The 20,491-nt window shown below is 67.9% G+C and carries 19 protein-coding genes and 1 riboswitch; of the genes, 13 read left to right on the top strand and 6 right to left on the bottom strand.

Translation table 11 applies throughout. The annotated features are described in order from the left end of the window. Positions 1-168: 168 nt before the first annotated feature. Positions 169-672, top strand: coding sequence for a hypothetical protein (locus tag P5P27_RS16540; RefSeq protein WP_006896151.1), 504 nt, complete (start codon positions 169-171; stop codon positions 670-672). A gap of 327 nt (positions 673-999) precedes the next feature. Here P5P27_RS16540 and P5P27_RS16535 read toward each other — a convergent pair whose 3' ends face one another. Then, complete coding sequence (locus P5P27_RS16535) at positions 1,000-2,391, bottom strand: FAD-dependent oxidoreductase (RefSeq protein ID WP_278125074.1); 1,392 nt, start codon at positions 2,389-2,391, stop codon at positions 1,000-1,002. Positions 2,392-2,594: 203 nt separating this feature from the next. On the opposite strand from P5P27_RS16535, the gene P5P27_RS16530 reads away from it, so the two are divergent. Genes P5P27_RS16530 through P5P27_RS16520 form a run of 3 tightly spaced genes read left to right on the top strand, consistent with a single transcriptional unit; the run spans position 2,595 to position 4,700 of the window. Further along, positions 2,595-3,077, top strand: a complete 483-nt coding sequence (locus P5P27_RS16530; RefSeq protein ID WP_045538260.1) for an Rv0361 family membrane protein — start codon at positions 2,595-2,597, stop codon at positions 3,075-3,077. Then, complete coding sequence (locus tag P5P27_RS16525; RefSeq protein ID WP_006896154.1) at positions 3,074-3,487, top strand: rhodanese-like domain-containing protein; 414 nt, start codon at positions 3,074-3,076, stop codon at positions 3,485-3,487. The genes P5P27_RS16530 and P5P27_RS16525 overlap by 4 nt, the downstream gene beginning before the upstream one ends. Positions 3,488-3,500: 13 nt before the next feature. Further along, entirely contained in the window at positions 3,501-4,700 is a 1,200-nt protein-coding gene (locus P5P27_RS16520; protein WP_278125072.1) for an O-succinylhomoserine sulfhydrylase, read from the top strand. A gap of 2 nt (positions 4,701-4,702) precedes the next feature. Here P5P27_RS16520 and P5P27_RS16515 read toward each other — a convergent pair whose 3' ends face one another. Together P5P27_RS16515 and P5P27_RS16510 are read right to left on the bottom strand one after the other, a co-directional pair. Beyond that, positions 4,703-5,809: an isochorismate synthase gene (locus P5P27_RS16515; protein WP_278125071.1), complete on the bottom strand. Its 1,107-nt coding sequence runs from the start codon at positions 5,807-5,809 to the stop codon at positions 4,703-4,705. A 22-nt stretch (positions 5,810-5,831) separates the two neighbouring features. Next, positions 5,832-6,407, bottom strand: coding sequence for a hypothetical protein (locus P5P27_RS16510; RefSeq protein WP_278125069.1), 576 nt, complete (start codon positions 6,405-6,407; stop codon positions 5,832-5,834). A gap of 298 nt (positions 6,408-6,705) precedes the next feature. Next, positions 6,706-6,819, top strand: a riboswitch (SAM riboswitch). A 17-nt stretch (positions 6,820-6,836) separates the two neighbouring features. Between P5P27_RS16510 and P5P27_RS16505 the strand changes: the two genes are divergently transcribed. The 3 genes from P5P27_RS16505 to P5P27_RS16495 all read left to right on the top strand — a co-directional run bounded on the left by P5P27_RS16505 (position 6,837) and on the right by P5P27_RS16495 (position 10,396). Then, on the top strand, positions 6,837-8,072 hold the full coding sequence (locus tag P5P27_RS16505) for an aminotransferase class V-fold PLP-dependent enzyme (protein ID WP_278125067.1): 1,236 nt from the start codon (positions 6,837-6,839) through the stop codon (positions 8,070-8,072). 153 nt (positions 8,073-8,225) lie between these two features. Further along, positions 8,226-8,702, top strand: coding sequence for a MarR family winged helix-turn-helix transcriptional regulator (locus tag P5P27_RS16500; RefSeq protein ID WP_062366082.1), 477 nt, complete (start codon positions 8,226-8,228; stop codon positions 8,700-8,702). Further along, entirely contained in the window at positions 8,702-10,396 is a 1,695-nt protein-coding gene (locus P5P27_RS16495) for an MDR family MFS transporter (RefSeq protein WP_006896161.1), read from the top strand. The genes P5P27_RS16500 and P5P27_RS16495 overlap by 1 nt, the downstream gene beginning before the upstream one ends. Before the next feature lie 338 nt (positions 10,397-10,734). Here the strand turns inward: P5P27_RS16495 and P5P27_RS16490 are convergent, their stop codons facing one another. Continuing rightward, entirely contained in the window at positions 10,735-11,214 is a 480-nt protein-coding gene (locus P5P27_RS16490) for an inorganic diphosphatase (RefSeq protein ID WP_006896164.1), read from the bottom strand. A gap of 176 nt (positions 11,215-11,390) precedes the next feature. On the opposite strand from P5P27_RS16490, the gene dacB reads away from it, so the two are divergent. From dacB to tilS, 3 genes are read left to right on the top strand one after another with little or no spacing between them, the layout of a single operon-like run. After that, positions 11,391-12,704 (top strand): D-alanyl-D-alanine carboxypeptidase/D-alanyl-D-alanine endopeptidase, encoded by a 1,314-nt coding sequence (gene dacB, locus P5P27_RS16485; protein WP_278127457.1) that lies wholly within the window; start codon positions 11,391-11,393, stop codon positions 12,702-12,704. A gap of 19 nt (positions 12,705-12,723) precedes the next feature. Next, the gene (locus P5P27_RS16480; protein ID WP_278125064.1) at positions 12,724-13,818 is read left to right on the top strand and encodes a zinc-dependent metalloprotease; all 1,095 of its coding nucleotides are present in this window, start codon (positions 12,724-12,726) and stop codon (positions 13,816-13,818) included. Positions 13,819-13,823: 5 nt separating this feature from the next. Beyond that, complete coding sequence (gene tilS, locus P5P27_RS16475; protein ID WP_278125062.1) at positions 13,824-14,777, top strand: tRNA lysidine(34) synthetase TilS; 954 nt, start codon at positions 13,824-13,826, stop codon at positions 14,775-14,777. Position 14,778: 1 nt separating this feature from the next. Here tilS and P5P27_RS16470 read toward each other — a convergent pair whose 3' ends face one another. Together P5P27_RS16470 and P5P27_RS16465 are read right to left on the bottom strand one after the other, a co-directional pair. Further along, positions 14,779-15,447 (bottom strand): DUF8020 domain-containing protein, encoded by a 669-nt coding sequence (locus P5P27_RS16470; RefSeq protein WP_278125061.1) that lies wholly within the window; start codon positions 15,445-15,447, stop codon positions 14,779-14,781. A 263-nt stretch (positions 15,448-15,710) separates the two neighbouring features. After that, a complete protein-coding gene (locus P5P27_RS16465; RefSeq protein ID WP_278125059.1) occupies positions 15,711-16,454 on the bottom strand; it encodes a DUF456 domain-containing protein in 744 nt (247 codons plus the stop codon). Between the two features lie 250 nt (positions 16,455-16,704). On the opposite strand from P5P27_RS16465, the gene hpt reads away from it, so the two are divergent. The 3 genes from hpt (at position 16,705) to folE (ending at position 20,484) form a co-directional block, all read left to right on the top strand. Beyond that, positions 16,705-17,268, top strand: coding sequence for a hypoxanthine phosphoribosyltransferase (hpt, locus tag P5P27_RS16460; protein ID WP_006896170.1), 564 nt, complete (start codon positions 16,705-16,707; stop codon positions 17,266-17,268). A gap of 217 nt (positions 17,269-17,485) precedes the next feature. Beyond that, positions 17,486-19,783, top strand: coding sequence for an ATP-dependent zinc metalloprotease FtsH (gene ftsH / locus P5P27_RS16455; protein ID WP_278125056.1), 2,298 nt, complete (start codon positions 17,486-17,488; stop codon positions 19,781-19,783). Between the two features lie 50 nt (positions 19,784-19,833). After that, complete coding sequence (folE, locus tag P5P27_RS16450) at positions 19,834-20,484, top strand: GTP cyclohydrolase I FolE (protein WP_231650312.1); 651 nt, start codon at positions 19,834-19,836, stop codon at positions 20,482-20,484. The last annotated feature ends 7 nt before the right edge of the window (positions 20,485-20,491 follow it).

Raw genomic sequence — 20,491 nt, 5'->3', positions numbered from 1 at the left:
ACCTTACCTAAGTCATGGCGCCGAACCCGGCCCGGGGCAGGTCTGGCGATGGTCTCAATCCTGTGCGTCTCCTGAACGATTGGGTAACAAAGGTCTGTGCGAGCCCCGATACACGAGTAAGGGTGGGACCAGTCGACCTACCGACCGACGACACGAAAGGCTCTTGACATGAAGAAGTCCCTGACACGGATGGCGGCGGCGGTAGCTGCCGCCGGCGCGATCGGCGCGGGTTCTCTGGCTGCGGTTCCGCAGGCGCACGCCGGCACCCCCGGCGACCTCCAGATCATCGGCGGGATCTCCTGCACCTTCAAACTGTGGGGTCCGAATTGGTCCGACGGTCCCGTCTGGCAGATGCATCGCTGGATGGGCGTCACGAACATCGGCGGCTCGACCATGACCGGTGTGACGGTGACCGAGTTCGGCGGTGCCAGCAAGTGGGTTCCGCAGACGAAGGACAAGGACGGCAAGATCACCAACAAGCTCGGTGAGCTGAAGCCGGGCAAGACCTTCGTCGCCTTCGACACCACATGGAAGGGCTGCTGGCCCGCGTCGATCTCCGGCTACACCATCGGGCAGCAAGTCGAGAACCCGATGAACAACGTCGGGTTCTGGCAGAACGTGCGTCGAGCGCAGCCGAAGGACAAGTCCACCACCGTCGGCAACGGCTCGTAGAGACCGGCGACGGCGGTGAACTGACGTCGCAGACGCGAAGGGAGGGCGACCGGGATCGGTCGCCCTCCCTTCGGTTTTCGGGTGTGGTGGGTGACGGTGGTTTCGACTCGCTCAACCAGCCTGGGGGTTGCGCTCGCTCAACCAGCCTGGGGGGCTGCGCTTGCTCAACCAGCCTGGGGGGCTGCGCTTGCTCAACCAGCCTGGGGGGCTGCGCTTGCTCAACCAGCCTGGGGGAGTCGGGTCGAGCAGGCAGCCTGGGGGAGTCGGGTCGAGCAGGCAGCCGGGGTTGCGCTTGCTCAACCAGCCTGGGACTGGGCAGCGCGGCCGTCAGCCCCGGTTCACCTTGTGGGGTTCGGAGGCGGCGAGCATGTCCTCGCGCTCGACGACCTTGACGCGGTCGCGGCCCTGCGCTTCGCCGAGCTTGCGCTCGTGCTCGTCGAGCCGGTACCAGCCGTCCCAGGTGGTGAACGGGATGCCGCGAGATTCGAGCAGATCCACGACGGAGGCCTCGGAGGCGTCCTCGACCTCGTTGAGGACCCCGTTGCGCATGTCCTCGAGGATGCACTCGACCGTCTCGTTCGCGTCGCCCTTGGTGTGGCCGATGAGGCCGACCGGACCGCGCTTGATCCAGCCGGTGGTGTACAGGCCGGTGAGGTGCTTGCCGTCGTCGAAGATCCGGCCGGCCTCGTTGGGGATCACGCCCGCCTGGTCGTCGAACGGGATCTCCGGCAGATTGTCCGACAGATAGCCGACCGCCCGGTAGACGGCGGTGACGTCCCAATCGCGGGTCTTGCCGGTGCCCTTGACGTTGCCGGTTCCGTCGAGCTCGGTGCGCTCGGTGCGGAGTCCGACCACCTTGCCGTCCTCGCCGAGGATCTCCGTCGGGTTCTCGAAGAAGTGCAGGAAGAGCTTGTGGATCGCACCCTGCTTGGGCTCGCGGATCGCGTAGTTCTCGATGATCGTCGCGACCTGGTCGGTGATCTTGCTGGAGCGGCGCGCGACGGCCGATCCCTCGTCGTACTCGATGTCCTCGGGATCGACGATGACCTCGATGTTCGGCGAGTGGTCGAGTTCCTTGAGCTCCAGCGGAGTGAACTTGGCCTGGGCGGGGCCGCGGCGTCCGAAGACGTGCACCTCCACCGCCTTGTTGGCCTTGAGCCCCTGGTAGACGTTGTCCGGGATCTCGGTCGGGAGCAGCTCGTCGCCCGTCTTGGCAAGAACGCGGGCCACGTCGAGGGCCACGTTCCCGACACCGATCACGGCGACCTTCTCCTCCTCCAGCGGCCATTCGCGGGAGAAGTCCGGGTGGCCGTCGTACCAGGCCACGAACTCGCCGGCGCCGTAGCTGCGCTCGAGGTCGACGCCCGGGATCTGCAGAGCGCGGTCGTCGGTGGCGCCCGTGGAGAAGACGACGGCGTCGTAGTGCTTGCGCAGGTCGGCGAGGGTGATGTCGGTGCCGTAGTCGATGTTGCCGAGCAGGCGGACCTGGGGCTTGTCGAGCACCTTGTGCAGAGCGTTGATGATGCCCTTGATGCGCGGGTGATCGGGTGCGACGCCGTACCGGATGAGACCGAACGGGGCGGGCATGCGCTCGTAGAGATCGATGCTCACGCCGCGCTCGGACGCGGTGTCGGACTTCATCAGTGCATCGGCGCAGTAGATGCCGGCCGGCCCGGCACCGACGATCGCGACCCGCAACGGGCGGCTGTTGTCACTCATTTCCAGGTGCTTCCTCAGCTGGTTGGACAGGGATACCTCTACGTTATGTCTTGTGAGGTCGCCGCCAAAATTTCGATGTGAGGTATACCTCAGTCGAAGATCGGGTGCCGAAAACTATTGACGAATCGCGCCCGGTGAAGGTGGCCCGTTGCCGGACGGCACGGTTGAAAGTCCCTGGACATGGGCCGATACACTCGGCTGTCATGAACGAAGACCAGCCGGCGTCTCACGACCTCCCGGAGGACGACCAGCCGCGGTCGTGGAAAGCGGCGCTCCCGATGATTCTGGCCGGTGCGCTCGTGGTGGTGCTGCTGGCGTGGGTCCTGATCGCCGCTCTGGTGAATCCGCCGGAGGAACGGCTCAGCGACTCCGCTCAGGTGCAGCACACGGTCAACGACATGTACAGCGCGATGGGCACGCTCAACTACGACCAGTACGTCGGCTCGTTCTGTCAGGCCGATGTGGACGCCGCCGACTTCCCGAAGTCGGTCCAGTTCGCGGAGCAGAACCGCGCCGAGAACGAGGCCAAGGGCAAGATCGTCGTGCCGAACATGGACGTGGAAGTCACCGGCGACAGCGCCACCGTGAAAGCGCATTGGAACCGCGAGAACACCGCGGACGACGAACAGACGACCTCGCTGCGGCTGATCCGGGAGAACGGTGAGTGGAAGGTGTGCAACCGATGACTTACAGCGGCGACGTGACGTGTGAGCAGGCATGGCAGCGGCTCGCGGAGAATCCGAAGGCAGTCCTCATCGACTGCCGCACGCAAGCGGAATGGAACTTCGTCGGAGTGCCGGACACCGAATCGCTCGGCAAGCGCACGCTGTTCGTCGAGTGGATCGACTACCCGAACGGTGCGCCCAATCCGCGCTTCGTCGACCAACTGCGCGAGGCCGGCGTGGAGCCGGACGACGAACTGCTGTTCCTGTGCCGCTCGGGCCATCGGTCCATCGGTGCCGCGGAGGCCGCGGTCGCCGCCGGATTCGGGCAGGCGTACAACATTCTCGACGGGTTCGAAGGCCCGATCGACGCCGACGGGCACCGTGGCGGGGCCGGTTGGCGCGCCGCGTCGCTGCCCTGGCGACAGTCATGAAGGAGTCTGTGAAATGAGCCGAGAGCTGCCCGACTGGGTTTCTCCAGAGACCGTCGCCGTGCGCGGTGGGATCCTTCGCTCCGGCTTCTTCGAGACCTCCGAAGCGCTCTACCTCAACAGCGGATACGTCTACGAGTCGGCCGAGGCGGCCGAACGCGCCTTCACCGGCGAAGAACAGCGTTTCGTCTACACCCGCTACGGGAATCCGACCGTCGCGATGTTTCAGGAGCGGCTCCGCCAGATCGAGGGGACGCAGGCCTGCTTCGCGACGGCGAGCGGCATGGCCGCGGTGTTCGTGGCACTGGGTGCGCTGCTGAAGAAGGGCAGCCGCCTCGTCGCGGCGCGCAGCCTCTTCGGTTCCTGCTTCGTGATCTGCAACGAGATCCTCCCGTCCTGGGGCGTCGAGACGGTCTTCGTCGACGGAGAAGACCTCGACCAGTGGGAGCGGGCCCTCGCCGAGCCGACGGACGCGGTGTTCTTCGAGACGCCGTCGAATCCGATGCAGACGCTGGTCGATGTCCGCAAGGTGTCGCAGATGGCGCACGCGGCCGGCGCGACGGTGGTGCTCGACAACGTCTTCGCGACCCCGCTGCTGCAGCGCGGTCTGGACATGGGCGCCGACGTCATCGTGTATTCGGGAACCAAGCACATCGACGGCCAGGGCCGGGTGATGGGCGGTGCGGTGCTCGGCACGCAGGAGTTCATCGACGGCCCGGTGCGGGAACTGATGCGTCACACCGGTCCGGCGCTCAGTCCGTTCAACGCGTGGGTGATGCTCAAGGGCCTCGAGACGATGAAGCTGCGCCTCGACCAGTCGGTCGCCACCGCGCTGCGAGTCGCCGAATTCCTCGACGCCGATCCCCGGGTGGCCAAGGCGATCTATCCCTTCCTGTCGTCGCACCCGCAGTACGAGCTGGCGCGCTCGCAGATGTCCGGCGGGGGAACGGTCATCACGTTCGAACTCGCCGACCGGCCGGGTCTTTCCGGCAAGGAGCGGGCCTTCGAAGTGCTCAACGGACTGCAGATCATCGACATCTCCAACAACCTCGGTGACGCCAAGAGCCTCATCACGCATCCGGCCACCACCACCCACCGGGCGATGGGGCCCGACGGCCGTGCGGCGATCGGTCTCACCGACTCGATGGTCCGGCTGTCGGTGGGTCTGGAGAGCGCGGACGATCTGCTGCGCGATCTGGACGCGGCGCTGGGCTGAGCTCAGGCGTCGGCACGCACCGGGCGGTCCGCGTCGGCCAGTGCACTGAGCACCGTCTGGAACTTCGCGGTAGTCTCGGCCACCTCGGCGTCGGGGTCGGAGCCGGCGACGATGCCGCCTCCGGCCCAGGCGCTGACCCTCGTGCGTGACGAGTCGAGCTCGAGACACCGGATCGAGACCACCCATTCCCCGTCGCCGGCGGCGTCGCACCAGCCGACGGTTCCGGCGTAGAACTCCCGCGGTCCTTCGACCTCCTCGATGATCCGCGCCGCGGCTTCGGTCGGTGTCCCGCAGACGGCGGGCGTCGGGGAGAGCAGCGCCGCCAGTTCCAGCGCCGTGATCGTCGGATCGGCCAGCTCTCCGGTGATCGGCGTCGCCAGATGCCAGACGTGGTTGGTGGAGATGGTCTGCGGCCGGTCGGGGATGGCGATACGGCTGCACAGCGGTTGGAGCAGGTCGCGCAGATAGTCGACGACGTACGCGTGCTCGCGCAAGTCCTTCGCCGAACGGCTGAGTTCCTCGGCGGCGTTCGGAACGGGACGGCCTCCGGCGTCGAACTTCGGGGCCGACCCCGCGTAGGGAACGCATTGGAGGATGGAACCGCGTTTGCGGAGCAGGAGTTCCGGACTCGCGCCGATCAGCCAGTTGCCGTCGTGTCCCGGCGCTGCGCTCAGATCGGCGGCGAACACCGTCGACCCGCCGGCAGTGGCCGTGAATCGGCCGATCAGTTCGGCAGGCTCGACGGCCCGGGTGAGCGACGCGCCCAGGCTGCGAGCCACGACCACCTTCTCGGCGGCGCCCGACGCGATGGCGTCGAGTGCGCGGACGACTCGCTCGCGGTGCACCGAGTCCGGGGTCACCGAGACCTCCGCGACCACCGAGCCGTCGACCGTCGCGGGAGTGGCTGCGGGGGAGAAGTCGACCCGTTCGGGGGCGATCAATGATGCGGGACCGCCGGTGTCGAAGCCGAGGGCGCCGCCGACGAAGTCGACGGTGCCGGCGGCGAGGGCCTCTCGCGCCTGCGCCACGGAGCCGAACGCGGCGCGCACTCCGAATCCGCGGGCGTTGAGATCGGTGTTCGACAGCAGAAACGACAGACCGGCAGGCACCTGGCCAGGTTACCCGCGAGAGCTAGACGGACTTCGTTGCTGTGATGCGCTTCTCCCTGATCAACCGCTTGAGGAGGTCGCGGCCCGCGGATCCGGCGGAGACGGGGTCGGCGCCCGCGTCGGCACCCGACATGTTGACGCAGGTGCGACCGTCGACGCTCGAGGTCGCGTACAGCCACTGCTCGGTGTGGCCGTTCGCGGAGTCGTCACGGCTCTTGGTCTTCCACTCGCCGACGGAGGCGGTTCCGGAGCAACTGTCGGCGAACACCACCACCGTGTGTACCGGGGTCCCCGAGCCGGATTCGCCGAGCGAGGTGAGGTCGTCGGACATCTGCGACAGCACCCGGTCGTCGTCGGCGGCCCGCAGCACCACGACGGGCGCGCCGTCGTTGGTGTCGGTGACGGCGGTCCAGCCGGCGGGCACCCGGACCTCCACGGACGTCCCGCCCTTGAGCGCGAACGTCCGCGTGGTCTCCGGCGCCGCACCGGTGTCGCTGTCGGAGTCCCAGGGGGCGAGGATCAGCAGCGTCGTCAGTCCGGCGACCACCAGTGCGGTCACCGCCACGATGCCGAAGAACATCGGCTTCGGACCCTTCACCGGCGGCTGCTGCGGCCACGGGCCGGGCGGGAAGGGGTTCGGTGCGTACGGCGGCTGCGCGGGTCCGTACCGGTGGGGCGGCCCGTACGGCGACGGCTGTGGCGGTTGTGTCAGGGGCGGTTGTGGCAGGGGCCGGCCGGGAGCGCCGCTCGGATACTGCGGGTCGGACGGATGAACCACGGGAGGCCTTTCTGAACAGGGATGTTGAAACCACGCTAACTGCGGATCCGCCGGTGATTACACCCGCCGTGGTTTTAATGCTTTCCGCGAATGACGCGTACCGGCATCCTTGACGGCGGGTCACGAGAACCGGTGCGAAGCCCTGGCTGGCCGGTCGGCAACCCTCCACCGCGGTGGGGTGCTCCAGGTGACGACCCGGCCGGCGTCGACCGACGTCCGGCAAGTGCGGAGATCTACTGGAGTCGTGTCATGACCGCAATCCTCGACCGGGCCGTGTGCCCGGCACCCATTCGTCCCCTCGCGCCGGTGGTCGGTGCCGACACCACGGTGCCGACCACCGCAGGGGGCGAGACCGTCTACGCGAACCTCGACTACGCGGCATCGGCCCCGGCTCTCGTGTCTGTCGCGGAACGGCTCTCCGGCGCGTTGACCGAGTATGCGAGCGTGCATCGGGGCGCGGGCCATCTCTCTCAGGTCACGACAGCGCGATACGAACAGGCTCGGGAGACCGTCCGGCGGTTCGTCGGCGGTCGAAGCGACGACACGGTGGTGTTCACGCGCAACACCACCGACGCCGTCAATCTCGCCGCGCACGTCACCCCCGGCGACGTGGTGGTGCTCGACATCGAGCACCACGCCAACCTGCTGCCCTGGACCCGGACGGGCCGCGCTCGCGTGGTGCCGGCGGCCCGCACCGTCGAAGAGACGGTGGGGCGGCTCGAAGCAGAACTCGCTGCCGCGCCCGCCGCGTTGCTCGCGATCACCGGTGCGTCGAACGTGACCGGCGAGGTGCTGCCGATCGGACGGCTGGCCGCGGCGGCGCATCGGCACGGCGCGCGCATTCTGGTGGACGCCGCGCAACTGGTCCCGCACCGCGCCGTCTCGATCGCGTCCTGGGGCATCGACTACCTCGTCTTCTCCGGCCACAAGCTGTACGCGCCGTTCGGTGCGGGCGTGCTGGTGGGCCGCGGCGACTGGCTCGATGCGGCGGAACCGTACCTGGCCGGCGGCGGCGCCACCGCCGACGTCGACCTCGACGGCGGAGTCGCGTGGCACACCGGTGCCGCTCGTCACGAAGCCGGATCTCCCAACACGCTGGGGGTGGTGGCGCTCGCAGCGGCGGCGCAGGCCCTGCAGGACATCGGTTTCGAGGAGATCGGCTATCACGAGCACCGGTTGCAGCAGCGTCTCGACGAGGGGTTGGCGCTGCTGCCCGGCGTGCATCCGCTGCGGGGCTTCGACGATGCGGCCGACCGCGTCGGTATCGCCGGCTTCACCGTGGAGAACCATTCCCCGCGCAGTGTCGCCGAATATCTGTCGGTGACGCGGGGGATCGGCGTGCGCGACGGCAAGTTCTGCGCGCATCCGCTGCTGCGGAAGCTGGGCTACCCCGACGGTGCGGTCCGGGCCAGCTTCGGTCTCGGGACGTCGTCGGACGATGTCGATCGTCTGCTGGCCGCGCTGTCGGATCTGGTGCGGCGGTAGATTTCTCGTCCGCTTTCACAGCGGGCGCGGTGGGGTTCGCCGGGCGCGGGACGTACGTCCATTTATGCCGAAATTTCTCAGTTGCGGCCGGGAGCCGGCACCTCTCATACTTGCAGAGCGCAATTAGTTGATTGCAGACTGCAACGAAGAGGGATGAGAGTGAAAGCGACGCCCGAACAGCTCGACGAGATGTTCGTCGCCCTCAGCCGATACACGCGGCTCAGGGATCGGGCGCTGCACACCGGAATCTGGAACGGACGCAATGGCTCACTCGAGACCGCCGCGTACCGAGCGCTCTTCGTCCTGCGGAACGGCCCGATGCGCTCGCGCGACCTCGCCGATCGGCTGGTGACAGACCCCTCGACCACCAGTCGGCACGTCGCGCAGTTGGTGAAGGAAGGATTCGTCCGGCGCGAGGCGCACCCCGAAGACGGGCGTGCGTCGCAGCTGGTCCTCACCGACGACGGCCGGGAGAAGGTCTGCGAGATCGCCGAGTCGAGACGACGACTCGTCGGCGAAACCGTGGAGGACTGGTCCGCGGAGGAGTTCGAGATATTCGTCCGCCTCCTCGGCCGGTTCGTCGACGCGGTCGAAACCCGAATCTTCCCCTGCACCACGAAAGCTGATTGATGAGTTCACCAACTGCCGCCGCGGACTTCCCCGGCCGGAACCTGACGCATCGTCAGGTCCTCACGATCATGAGCGGACTCATGATCGGCATGTTCCTCGCCGCGCTCGACCAGACGATCGTGTCGACGGCGATCCGCACCATCGCCGACGACCTGCACGGATACGACCTGCAGGCGTGGGTCACCACCGCTTACCTGGTGACCTCGACGATCGTGACGCCGCTCTACGGCAAGCTGTCGGACATCTACGGACGCAAGCAGTTCTTCCTGCTCGCGATCACGATCTTCATCATCGGGTCGCTCCTGTGCAGCATGTCGACGTCGATGTACGAGCTGGCCGGCTTCCGTGCGCTCCAGGGTCTCGGCGCGGGCGGTCTGTTCACGCTGGCGATCACCACGATCGCCGATATCGTCGCACCGCTGGAACGCGCCAAGTACCAGGGTTACTTCCTGGCGGTCTTCGGCACGTCCAGCGTGCTCGGCCCGGTGCTCGGCGGTTTCCTCGCCGGCGCGAACTCGATCCTGGGCGTCTCCGGTTGGCGCTGGGTGTTCCTGGTGAACGTGCCGATCGGCCTCATCGCGCTGGTGGTCGTCTACAAGGTGCTGAACTACCCGCAGCAGAAGCTGACCGGACACCGCACCGACTACTGGGGCGCTACCGCTGTCGCGGTGGCCGTCGCGCCGCTGCTGATCGTCGCCGAACAGGGCCGTGACTGGGGCTGGACGTCGCTGAACAGCGTCATCTGTTACCTGATCGGCGCCGCGGGTATCGCCGCGTTCATTGTGATCGAGAACAAGATGGGCGACGAGGCGATCATCCCGCTCCGCGTCTTCAAGAACCGGGTCTTCGCACAGGGCATCCTCGTCTCCCTCATCGTCGGTGCGGTCATGTTCGGCGGTATCTCGATGCTGCCCCAGTACTTCCAGGTGCTCCGTGGCTCGAGCCCGATGGTCGCCGGTCTGCAGATGCTGCCGATGGTGGCCGGCATGATGATCGGTTCCATCATGGCCGGCCAGCTGATCTCGCGTACCGGGCGATACAAGGTGTTTCCGATCATCGGCTCCATCCTGATCACGACGATGTCGTTCCTGCTGCACTTCGTCGACACGCAGACCCAGCTGTATCTCGTGATGCTGGCGGCGGCCGGACTCGGTTTCGGCCTCGGCAACCTGATGCAGCCGCTCATGCTGGCGATGCAGAGCATCCTGCCGGTCCGCGACACCGGTATGGCGACCGGCACCGCGACCTTCTTCCGGCAGATCGGCGGCACGCTCGGCGTCGCGGTCTTCTTCTCGCTGCTGTTCTCGACGATGGGCCCCAACATCGCCGATCAGCTCAAAGACGCGTCGGGCACTCCTGAGTTCACCGCGGCCGTCCAGCAGGCGGCTACCAGCCATGATCCGCAGGTGGCGGCCTTCGGTCACTCGTTGATCACCGCGGCGGAGGACCCCGGTGCCGGCGGCGGCGCCGGGGCGACGATGAAGGACACCTCCGTCATCGAGAAGCTCCCGAAGGAGTTGTCGGAGCCGATCAAGCGCGGCTTCGCGGACTCGATGGACAAGGTGTTCCTGTCGGTCTCGATCCTGTCGATCCTGTCGATCATCGGCACGGTGACGTGGTCGGAGGTCTCGCTCCGCCGCCCGCCGTCGCCCGAGAGCAAGAGCGACGACCCGAAGCCGGTCGCGGCCGACTGACCGGAGCGAGTCGCTGCGTGTTGCTGGGTCTCGATGCGCGTGCTCGCTGCGCTCGCTCGCTTACTCGATGAGCCTGGGGGCTGGGTGGCTTTTCTCAGGCTTGTTGAGCGAGCGTTCTCACCAGGCTTGTTGAGCGAGCGCAGCGAGTCGAAACGGTGTGGGGTCTCGATGCGCGTGCTCGCTGCGCTCGCTGGCTTACTCGATGAGCCTGGGGGCTGGGTGGCTTTTCCCAGGCTTGTTGAGCGAGCGCAGCGAGTCGAAACGGGGGACGGGCCGCAGACGGAAGAGGAGCAGGGCGCGGGTGCGCTCTGCTCCTCTTCGGTCTGTGCGGGGAGGGATCAGCCCTGGTAGCGGTCGACAGCCGCCTGGGCCACCTTGGCCGCCTCGGCCTTGCCGACCCAGCCGCCGGGGGTCACTTCCTTGCCCGGCTCGAGATCCTTGTAGTGCTCGAAGAAGTGCGAGATGGCGTTGAGTTCGAACTCACTGACATCGTCGATGTCCTGGATGTGGTCCCAGCGCGGGTCGCCGGCCGGAACGGCGAGCAGCTTGTCGTCGCCGCCTGCCTCGTCGGTCATCGTGTACATGCCGACGATCCGCGCCTTCACGATGACACCCGGGAACACCGACTCCGTGAGCAGCACCATCGCGTCCAGCGGATCGCCGTCCTCGCCCAGGGTGTGGTCGATGTAGCCGTAGTCGGCCGGGTAGCCCATCGGCGTGTACAGGTAGCGGTCGAGGTAGACCTTGCCCGTCTCGTGATCGACCTCGTACTTGTTGCGGCCACCCTTGGGGATCTCGACGGTGACTTCGAACTCCATGCTGCCTCCTGGCGTTGCTGACGGACTGTCCGGAAATTGCTTCAACGGCTGTCAAGGATACTGTTAACACCGTCGAACGCAGACCGCAGACCGGAGGATACGTGGCCCAGCCGACAAGTCCCGCCGCCCGGCGGCCGCGCAGAGTGCTGCGCTGGATCCTGATCGTCGTGCTGGTGATGGTGCTGGTGGCGGGCGCGGGCGTCGGTTGGTGGCTCTACCAGAACCGGGCCGATCCGGTTCCGCCCGGAACTCCCGCGCGACCGGTCGCGGCGTCGCTGGATCCCGCCATCGTTCCGGTGTCGCCGAACGCGCCGGTCCCGACGGCCGCGGGGGTCGCGAAGCAGCTGGCGAAGCCCTTGAAGGATCCGGCACTGGGCAAACTGACCGGGCAGGTGTCCGACCCGTTGACCGGCAAAGTGCTGTGGTCGCAGGGCGCCGACGAACCACGTGTGCCCGCCTCCAACGCCAAGATCCTCACCGCATCGGCCGTGCTGCTGGCCCTGCCGCACGATTCGCGCGTCACCACCGAGGTGGTCTTCGGCGCGAACGGTGAAGCGATCCTGGTGGGAGCGGGCGATCCGACTCTGACGTCGACGCCTGCGGGCGAGCCGTCGTTCTACTCCTCGCCCGGCCGGATCTCCGATCTGGCCGAGCAGATCAAGCGGAGCGGCAGGCACGTCACGTCCATCGCCGTCGACACCTCGCTGTTCACCGGCCCGACGATGCAGAAGACCTGGGACCGTCGGGACATCGAGGGCGGCGACATCACGCCGATCGAGTCGCTGATGGTCGACGGCGGCCGACTCAAGCCGAACGACGAGTACTCGCCGCGCACCGATCAGCCGGCGCTCGCCGCCGGCCGCGCACTCGCCGAGGCGCTCGGACTCAACAGCCCGGTCGCCGAGACCACGGCCCCGTCGGGTGCGCCGGTGATCGCCTCGGTGAAGTCGGCACCGTTGACGGTCCGGGTCGGCGACATGATGCGGTACAGCGACAACGTTCTCGCCGAGTCGCTCGGCATCGAGCTGGCGGAGGCGACCGGCGGTGAGCCGAGCATCTCGGGCGGAGCGCAGGCGGTCTTGAAGACCCTCCGCACCAACGGTTTCGATGTGGGGGATGCGACGCTGGTGGATTCCTCGGGCCTCTCGTACTCCGATCGCGTGCCCGCGTCGCTGCTCGACGAACTGATGTCGGCGGCCGCCGGGGACGGGCGGCCGAAGCTGCGCTCGCTGCTCGACTCGCTGCCCGTCGCTCACGGCACCGGAACCCTGGCCGACCGGTTCTTCCCGGCGTCGACCGACGGGGCGGGATGGGTTCGCGGCAAGACCGGAACACTGACCGGCGTCAGTTCGTTGACCGGAACAGTGCAGACGGTCGACGGCAGAGTCCTGGCGTTCGCGATGATCTCCGGCGGGACCTCGCCGGCCGACGCGCGTCCGGCCGTGGACGCGGTGGTCGGGGCGCTCCGCGACTGCGGCTGCCGCGGCTGACCGACCGGAAGGAAGATCAATGAACGTTCCCGAGCACTCGGCTTCCGACGAGTCCTCCGCCACGCCGGTTGAGAACATCGACTGGGGCCTGGCCGCCACGGTGGGTAAGCGAGTCGCCCGGCCCGGCCCGCGGATCACGCGCTACACCTCCGACCAGGCGTACGCCGAACTGTCGGACGCGGCGGTGCGTGCGGAGGGCCCGGTACGGGAGGTCACGGGTCTTGCCGACGGACTCGCCGTCCCCGCCGCGCAGATCCTGGACCGATCGGGGTGGATCGACGCCGCCGCGCGCTCGATGCCGGCGATGCTCGGTCCGGACGATGCGGCCACGCAGCAACCGGAGGTCCGCCCGCACCGGCCCGGTTTCACCGGACGGATCGCGGGAGTGCAGGCCGGAGGTTTGCTGGCCTTCCTCTCGAGCGCGATTCTGGGTCAGTACGACCCATTCAGTCCCGATCCGCAGACCGGGGAACCGGGCGTGCTGATGCTGGTGGCTCCGAACATCATCGCGGTGGAACGTCAGCTCCGCGTGGATCCGTCCGACTTCCGGTTGTGGGTCTGCCTGCATGAGGTGACCCACCGGGTGCAGTTCTCGGCGAACCCGTGGCTCGCCGACTACATGAGGACCAACGTCGGAGCGCTAACCGGCGAAGGCGACGAGTCGGTGGCCGAGCTCGTCACCCGGATCACCGAGTCGGTCCGCAGCGGCAAGCCGCGCGAAAAGGGCGTGATCGGTCTCATGCAACTGCTGCAGTCGCCCGAACAGTACGCGGCGTTCGAGCGAGTACTGGTGCTCGGAACGCTGCTCGAAGGACATGCCGATCACGTCATGGACGCTGTCGGTCCGGCGCAGGTGCCGACGGTGGCGACCATCCGCGCGGCCTTCGACCAGCGTCGCAAGGCGCCCCGGAATCCGCTGCAGCGGCTCATCCGCGCGCTGATCGGGATGGACGCGAAGATGGCGCAGTATGTGCGGGGCAAGGCTTTCGTGGACCATGTGGTCGACCGCGTCGGAATGGACCGGTTCAACACCGTCTGGTCGTCGCCCGAGACGATGCCGCTCATGTCGGAGATCGACGCGCCGGACGACTGGATCGAGCGGGTGCTCGGCTAGCGGCGATGACCAGGCGAGCGCAGCAGACGCTGATCGGCGCGGTCCGCGGTTTCGCCGATCGGCACCTGGACGACGACGCGGTGTGCGTCGCGCTGTCCGGCGGTGCGGACTCACTCGCTCTGACGGCCGCCGCGATCCGGGCCGGCCTCACCGTGCACGCGGTGGTGATCGACCATCGGCTGCAGACCGGCTCGGCCGCCGTGGCCGCGCGAGCCGCCGAGACGGCCCGCGAACTGGGTGCCTCGGCCGAGGTCCGCGAGGTGACCGTGGAGGGTGCGGGGGGACTCGAGGCGGCCGCGCGTCGCGCGCGGTACGCGGCGCTCGGTGAGGCCCGCGACGCCCGGCCCGTACTGCTGGGCCACACGCTCGACGACCAGGCCGAGACGGTCCTGCTCGGGCTGGCCCGAGGTTCCGGGGCCCGGTCGATCGCCGGGATGCGGGAGTGGTCCGCGCCCTGGGGACGGCCGCTGCTCGGCGTGCGGCGTGCGGACACCCGCGAGGCCTGCGCCGGGTGGCGACTCCCGGTCTGGGACGATCCGCACAACGATGATCCCCGGTTCACCAGGGTGCGGATACGCAAGGAGGTGCTGCCTCTGCTCGACGAGGTCATCGGAGGCGGTGCCGCCGAGTCACTCGCGCGCACCGCGTCGCAGCTGCAGGACGACGCCGACGCACTCGACCCACCGGCCACCGAACTGCTGGAAGAGTGTGCCTACGGCCGGGTGCTGGACGTGGAACCGCTGCGCTCGGCCCCGGCCGCGCTGCGGACCCGCGTGCTCCGCGGGTGGCTCCGATCGGTGGGGGCGAACGAACCCGTCTACCGGGTTGTCCGTGCCGTGGACGCGCTCATCACGGACTGGCGCGGACAGGGGCCGGTCGCGGTGGGCGGCGACGAGCGAGCCCGCCTCGTCGTGACGAGGCGGGCTCAAGAGCTCACGGTGAAGCGAGTACCGAGATGAGTCAGATGTTGCAGACCTTGGGCTTGAACGGGCTGTGGATGGTGTTGAAGTAGCGGGCGAACGTGCCGTTGATGGCGGCACCCGCGACCGCGCCTCCTGCACCGAGCAGTGCGCCGACCGGGCCCGCGATGAAGGCGATCCCCGGATTACCGGCTCCGAGGATGAGGCCGAGGACCGCGCCGATGATCGCGCCTGCGATGCCGCCGATGGTGGCCGCGGTGCCGAGCTCGGAGTTCATCTGGTCCAGCGCTTCCTTATCGCGCTGCTTGCGGGTCTGCGGTCCGCAGATGACCCGCTGAGCCGGCTTCTTACCCGCTTCCAGGACGCTCGCCGGTGTGGTCGTCGACCGCGCCGCGTCCTTCGACGGCACCAGCGTGGCGACGTCGCCCTTGACCGTCGCGTCGATCGGGTACGTCCGGGCGTCCTTGCCGACGTAAGTCAGCGGAACCACGTCGAGCGCTTTGCCGGACGCGTTACGGAACACCAGGTTGCCGCCCTCCACGGCGACCGTTGCCCCGAAGACTTTGACGGTGACGTCGTTGGCGTTGCGCTGGACCTGTGCGCGTGGCTGCTGCGGTACGGCATGCGCGGGCGACGCCAGGAACGGCAAGGCCGTGGCGAGCGCGAGTAAGGCGATGAAGACGCTGCGTAGTGATGTGCGAAGAGACATGACTCCCTCTCATGTGACTGGCTGTGAGCCCGGAACCCCCGATCGTGACCCGGCACCGGAAGTGACGGTCTCGACGCCGGATCGCAACTGAGCTGAGAGAAAACTAAGACTTCCCCGACAAATATGTGCCAGAACGGCACACACTGTGACTTATGTGACGGGGGATACGCCAAAAGGGTTCCTTCGGACGACGCCGAGCGGCCCGCCCGGATAGCCGGGCGGGCCGCGGTCGGCTCGGCGGTCGCCGAGTCAGTGCTGACGGATCAGTGTTTGGAGGGAGTGGCCGACGACGCGCGTGCCGTTGTGGAGGGCGACGTGGACGTCGGCGGCGTGAGGTCCTTGAAGGGCCGGTTGACGGTGTCGAAGTAGTGGAGCACGGCCGCCCCGGCGACGCCGCCCGAGATGATCACACCGAGACCGGCGCCGGCGGTCGCGCCGAGCGGCACTCCGGCGAAGAAGCACCCGAGCGGTCCCGCCGCGAGGCCGAACAGGCAGCCGGCCGCACCTCCGAGGACTGCGCCCAAGGCGGCGCCGATCACGGTCGAGACGGTGGCGCCGGTGGTCACTTCGCGGCTCAGGCGCGACAAAGCGGCGTCGTCGCGTTCGTCCTTGCTCTTGTAGCCGTTGGCGTCGGCGACGCGGACCTTCTCCAGAAGCGCCGCGTCGGTCCGCGACGACCGCGCGAGGTCCCTGGACGGGGTCAGTCGCACGGTGCGTCCGGAGACATCGGCGTCGATGGGGTACGTGCGGTCATCGGGCGCGATGAACGTGAGGGGGAACCGTTCGAGCACCCGTCCGGAACGGTCTCGAAGCATCAGGGTGTCGTCCTCGCGGCTGACCGAGGCGTTGGCGACTGTGACGATGACGTGGTCGCGGCTCGACTGCACTCGGGCGTGCGGCCGAGGGTCGTTCGGCGCCGCGTGCGCGGGCGCGGCGAGGAAGGGGAGTACCGCGGCGACGGCAGCGATGACCGCGATGATCGCCCGCGGTGCGTTTCGGACAGACATGCTCGTACTTCTTTCCAGGTGGTTCGATGACGTCGCCGCCACGAGGCTCGGTCGCGACAACGTTCCACTACTAAGGGCGCGAACAGGGCGATCCGGACCAGGTATGCGCAGAATGCGTGAGAAACGCGTCACTTGTGTCACAGAATCGCCGCTGCGGACGCGCTCCGGTCCTCCTCCCGCACTCACTTCCACAGTTCGCTCATCGAGAACCCGGACTCACCGGCGCCGCGGGCCGTGCGAAGCTATAGGGGTGGAGCGCGACGACAGCTATGGCGACGACATCGAAGAAGTCCTGATCACCCAGGAACAGATCCGTGCTCGAACGGTGGAGATGGCCCGTGCGGTGGGCGACCGGTATCGGAACGCTCCGGACGATCTGGTCTTGATCGGAGTCCTCAAGGGCGCCGTGATGTTCATGACCGACTTCGCCCGCGCCCTGCCGATCCCGTCGCAGCTCGAGTTCATGGCCGTCTCGAGTTACGGTTCGTCGACCTCCTCGTCCGGGGTGGTGCGCATCCTCAAGGACCTGGACCGCGACATCACCGACCGGGATGTGCTGATCGTCGAAGACATCATCGACTCGGGCCTCACGCTCTCGTGGCTCATCAAGAACCTCGCGACGCGTTCGCCGCGTTCGCTCGAGGTGGTGACGCTGCTCCGCAAGCCCGACGCGGTGCGGGCCACGCTCGACGTGGCCGACGTCGGCTTCGACATCCCCAACGAGTTCGTCGTCGGATACGGACTCGACTACGCCGAGCGCTACCGCGACCTGCCGTACGTCGGCAGGCTCCATCCGTCGGTCTACTCGTCCTGATCGGGTGGCCGCGGCACGGTCGGCGGAACAACCGGACCACCTGCGACGTTGAGTCTTCAGCCGGCAACCCGGGCCGGGGCTCGACGGAGCAGGCCGTACGGCGGCGACGATCCGGCCCTCTACAGGTAGCCTCGTATTTCGAGCCGACGGGAAGGACAAATGGGCACGGCGGCGTGGTGAACACCGAACACAACGACCCGCGCCCACGCGTACACGCATGAATCGCAAGACACTGTTCCGGAATCTGGCCATCGTGGCCGTCATTCTGTTCGCCATCTGGGGCTTCAGCATGATGCGGAATTCCGATCGCGAGTACACCGATGTCGACACGTCGGTCGCAATGGCCCAGCTGGACAAGAAGAACACCAAGTCGATCCAGATCGATGACCGGGAGCAGCGGCTCCGCATCGAACTGAAGGATCCGATCAAGGTCGGGGACTCCGAGGCCAGCAAGATCTCGACCCAGTACCCGGCCGGCGTCACCAGCCGGATCTTCAACGCCGTGGTCGACACCGGGTCCGAGTACCAGACGAACGTCACCAAGGACTCCGGGATCTGGCAGTCGATCCTGATCTTCGTCCTGCCGATGGTGATCCTCTTCGGGCTCTTCTTCTTCGTGATGAGCCGGATGCAGGGTGGACGCGGCGGGGTGATGGGCTTCGGGAAGTCGAAGGCCAAACAGCTCAGCAAGGACATGCCGAAGACCACCTTCGCCGATGTGGCGGGTGCGGACGAGGCCGTCGAGGAACTCGACGAGATCCGCGACTTCCTGCAGAACCCGGCTCGATACCAGGCACTCGGCGCCAAGATCCCGAAGGGTGTGCTGCTGTACGGTCCGCCCGGCACCGGTAAGACGCTGCTCGCGCGCGCCGTGGCCGGCGAGGCCGGCGTGCCCTTCTTCACGATCTCCGGCTCGGACTTCGTGGAGATGTTCGTCGGTGTCGGCGCCTCGCGTGTGCGTGACCTGTTCGAACAGGCCAAGCAGAACAGCCCGTGCATCATCTTCGTCGACGAGATCGACGCGGTGGGCCGACAGCGCGGCGCCGGGCTCGGCGGCGGGCACGACGAGCGCGAGCAGACGCTGAACCAGCTGCTCGTCGAGATGGACGGTTTCGGTGACCGTTCCGGCGTCATCGTCATGGCCGCGACCAACCGGCCCGACATCCTCGACCCGGCGCTGCTGCGTCCCGGCCGCTTCGACCGCCAGATCCCGGTCGGCAACCCCGACATCGCCGGGCGCAAGGCGATCCTCGCCGTGCACGCGAAGGGCAAGCCGATCGCGCCGGACGCCGACCTCGACGGGCTCGCCAAGCGCACCCCGGGCATGTCCGGTGCCGATCTCGCGAACGTCATCAACGAGTCGGCGCTGTTGACGGCGCGCGAGAACAAGACGGTCATCACCGGCGAGGCGCTGGAGGAGGCCGTCGACCGCGTGATCGGCGGCCCGCGCCGCAAGAGCCGGATCATCAGCGAGCACGAGAAGAAGGTCGTCGCCTACCACGAGAGCGGTCACACGCTCGCCGCGTGGGCGATGCCCGACCTCGATCCGATCTACAAGGTCACCATCCTGGCCCGCGGACGTACCGGCGTACACGCCCTGGCCGTTCCGGAGCAGGACAAGGACCTGATGACCCGATCGGAGATGATCGCCCGGCTGGTGATGGCCATGGGCGGTCGTGCCGCCGAGGAGCTCGTCTTCCACGAGCCCACCACTGGAGCCAGCTCCGACATCGACCAGGCCACCAAGATCGCGCGGGCGATGGTCACCGAGTACGGCATGAGTGCGAAGCTCGGCGCCGTCCGCTACGGCCAGGAGCAGGGCGATCCGTTCCTCGGCCGCGGCATGGGGTCGACACCGGACTACTCGGTGGGCGTCGCCGCGGAGATCGACGACGAGGTACGGAATCTGATCGAGGCCGCGCACACCGAGGCGTGGTCGATCCTGAACCAGTACCGCGACGTGCTGGACGTGCTGGCCGGCGCTCTGCTGGAGAAGGAGACCCTGGTCCGCAAGGATCTCGAGGCGATCCTCGGGGAGGTGGGCAAGCGCCCGCGCATCACCAAGTTCGACATCTTCGGTGAGCGGATCCCGAGCACCAAACCGCCGATCAAGACTCCCGGCGAGTTGGCGGCCGAGCGCGGCGAGCCGTGGCCGCCGGTGGAGGAGCCGGTACCGGTTCCGGCCCGCCAGGCCGATCCGGCGGCGCCCGCTTTCGGTCAGCCGGTGCAGTACGGTGCTCCGCCTCACGCGCAGGCACCGCAGTACGGCACGCCCTACGGTCAGCAGCCGTCCGGGCCGCCGGAACCGAACGCGCCGCACCAGAACGGCGGAACCCACTATGGGGCGCCGCAGTACGGGGCACCGCACGACGGACCGCGCCAGTACGGGACGCCCGGCTCCGATCAGCAGCCCGGGCAGGGGCACGGCCACGGTACTCGGCCGGATTACGGCGCTCCCCGCGACTGGTCGGCACCCGGTTGGCCGCCGGCAGATGATTCGCGCGACGGTCAGTGAAGGAGACGCGAGTTGAACGCCGGAGTCCAGTGAACGGAGAGCAGGGGGAGATGACCACCAGCAGCATCGATCACGACGGTGATCTGAACGAGCACGCCGTCGACGCGCTGGGCGTACCGGCGGCGGCCGGCGAGCGGGTCTTCGATCAGGCCCGCGCCGAGGCCGCGGTTCGGGAACTGCTGCTCGCCGTCGGCGAGGACCCGGACCGCGAGGGGCTCAAGCGGACGCCGACGCGTGTGGCGAACGCCTACCGCGAGATGTTCGCGGGCCTCTACACCGATCCCGACGAGGTGCTCGCGACGGTCTTCGACGAAGACCACGAGGAGCTGGTGCTGGTCAAGGACATCCCGATGTACTCGACGTGCGAGCATCACCTGGTCTCCTTCCACGGTGTGGCGCACGTCGGCTACATCCCGGGCGAGACCGGTCAGGTGACGGGGTTGTCGAAGCTGGCACGCGTCGTCGACCTGTACGCCAAGCGCCCTCAGGTGCAGGAACGGCTCACCAGTCAGATCGCCGACGCCCTGGTCCGCAAGCTGAACCCGCGCGGCGTCATCGTGGTGATCGAAGCGGAGCATCTGTGCATGGCGATGCGCGGCATCCGCAAGCCGGGCGCCCGGACCACCACGTCGGCCGTGCGCGGCCTGTTCAAGACCAGTGCGGTCTCCCGCGGCGAAGCACTCGACCTCATAACGCGGTGAGCCCGCA

Origin of the sequence: Gordonia sihwensis (genome assembly GCF_029632925.1) — a bacterium.
Lineage (GTDB): Bacteria > Actinomycetota > Actinomycetes > Mycobacteriales > Mycobacteriaceae > Gordonia > Gordonia sihwensis.
This window is presented reverse-complemented; position numbering and strand designations above follow the sequence as displayed.

What these genes read in the sequence shown, in the direction of transcription:
- P5P27_RS16540 (WP_006896151.1), top strand. Translation starts at nt 169, where the DNA reads ATGAAGAAGTCCCTGACACGGATGGCGGCGGCGGTAGCTGCCGCCGGC.
- P5P27_RS16535 (WP_278125074.1), bottom strand. Translation starts at nt 2,391, where the DNA reads ATGAGTGACAACAGCCGCCCGTTGCGGGTCGCGATCGTCGGTGCCGGG.
- P5P27_RS16530 (WP_045538260.1), top strand. Translation starts at nt 2,595, where the DNA reads ATGAACGAAGACCAGCCGGCGTCTCACGACCTCCCGGAGGACGACCAG.
- P5P27_RS16525 (WP_006896154.1), top strand. Translation starts at nt 3,074, where the DNA reads ATGACTTACAGCGGCGACGTGACGTGTGAGCAGGCATGGCAGCGGCTC.
- P5P27_RS16520 (WP_278125072.1), top strand. Translation starts at nt 3,501, where the DNA reads ATGAGCCGAGAGCTGCCCGACTGGGTTTCTCCAGAGACCGTCGCCGTG.
- P5P27_RS16505 (WP_278125067.1), top strand. Translation starts at nt 6,837, where the DNA reads ATGACCGCAATCCTCGACCGGGCCGTGTGCCCGGCACCCATTCGTCCC.
- P5P27_RS16500 (WP_062366082.1), top strand. Translation starts at nt 8,226, where the DNA reads ATGAGAGTGAAAGCGACGCCCGAACAGCTCGACGAGATGTTCGTCGCC.
- P5P27_RS16495 (WP_006896161.1), top strand. Translation starts at nt 8,702, where the DNA reads ATGAGTTCACCAACTGCCGCCGCGGACTTCCCCGGCCGGAACCTGACG.
- P5P27_RS16490 (WP_006896164.1), bottom strand. Translation starts at nt 11,214, where the DNA reads ATGGAGTTCGAAGTCACCGTCGAGATCCCCAAGGGTGGCCGCAACAAG.
- dacB (WP_278127457.1), top strand. Translation starts at nt 11,391, where the DNA reads ATGGTGCTGGTGGCGGGCGCGGGCGTCGGTTGGTGGCTCTACCAGAAC.
- P5P27_RS16480 (WP_278125064.1), top strand. Translation starts at nt 12,724, where the DNA reads ATGAACGTTCCCGAGCACTCGGCTTCCGACGAGTCCTCCGCCACGCCG.
- tilS (WP_278125062.1), top strand. Translation starts at nt 13,824, where the DNA reads ATGACCAGGCGAGCGCAGCAGACGCTGATCGGCGCGGTCCGCGGTTTC.
- P5P27_RS16470 (WP_278125061.1), bottom strand. Translation starts at nt 15,447, where the DNA reads ATGTCTCTTCGCACATCACTACGCAGCGTCTTCATCGCCTTACTCGCG.
- P5P27_RS16465 (WP_278125059.1), bottom strand. Translation starts at nt 16,454, where the DNA reads ATGTCTGTCCGAAACGCACCGCGGGCGATCATCGCGGTCATCGCTGCC.
- ftsH (WP_278125056.1), top strand. Translation starts at nt 17,486, where the DNA reads ATGAATCGCAAGACACTGTTCCGGAATCTGGCCATCGTGGCCGTCATT.
- folE (WP_231650312.1), top strand. Translation starts at nt 19,834, where the DNA reads ATGACCACCAGCAGCATCGATCACGACGGTGATCTGAACGAGCACGCC.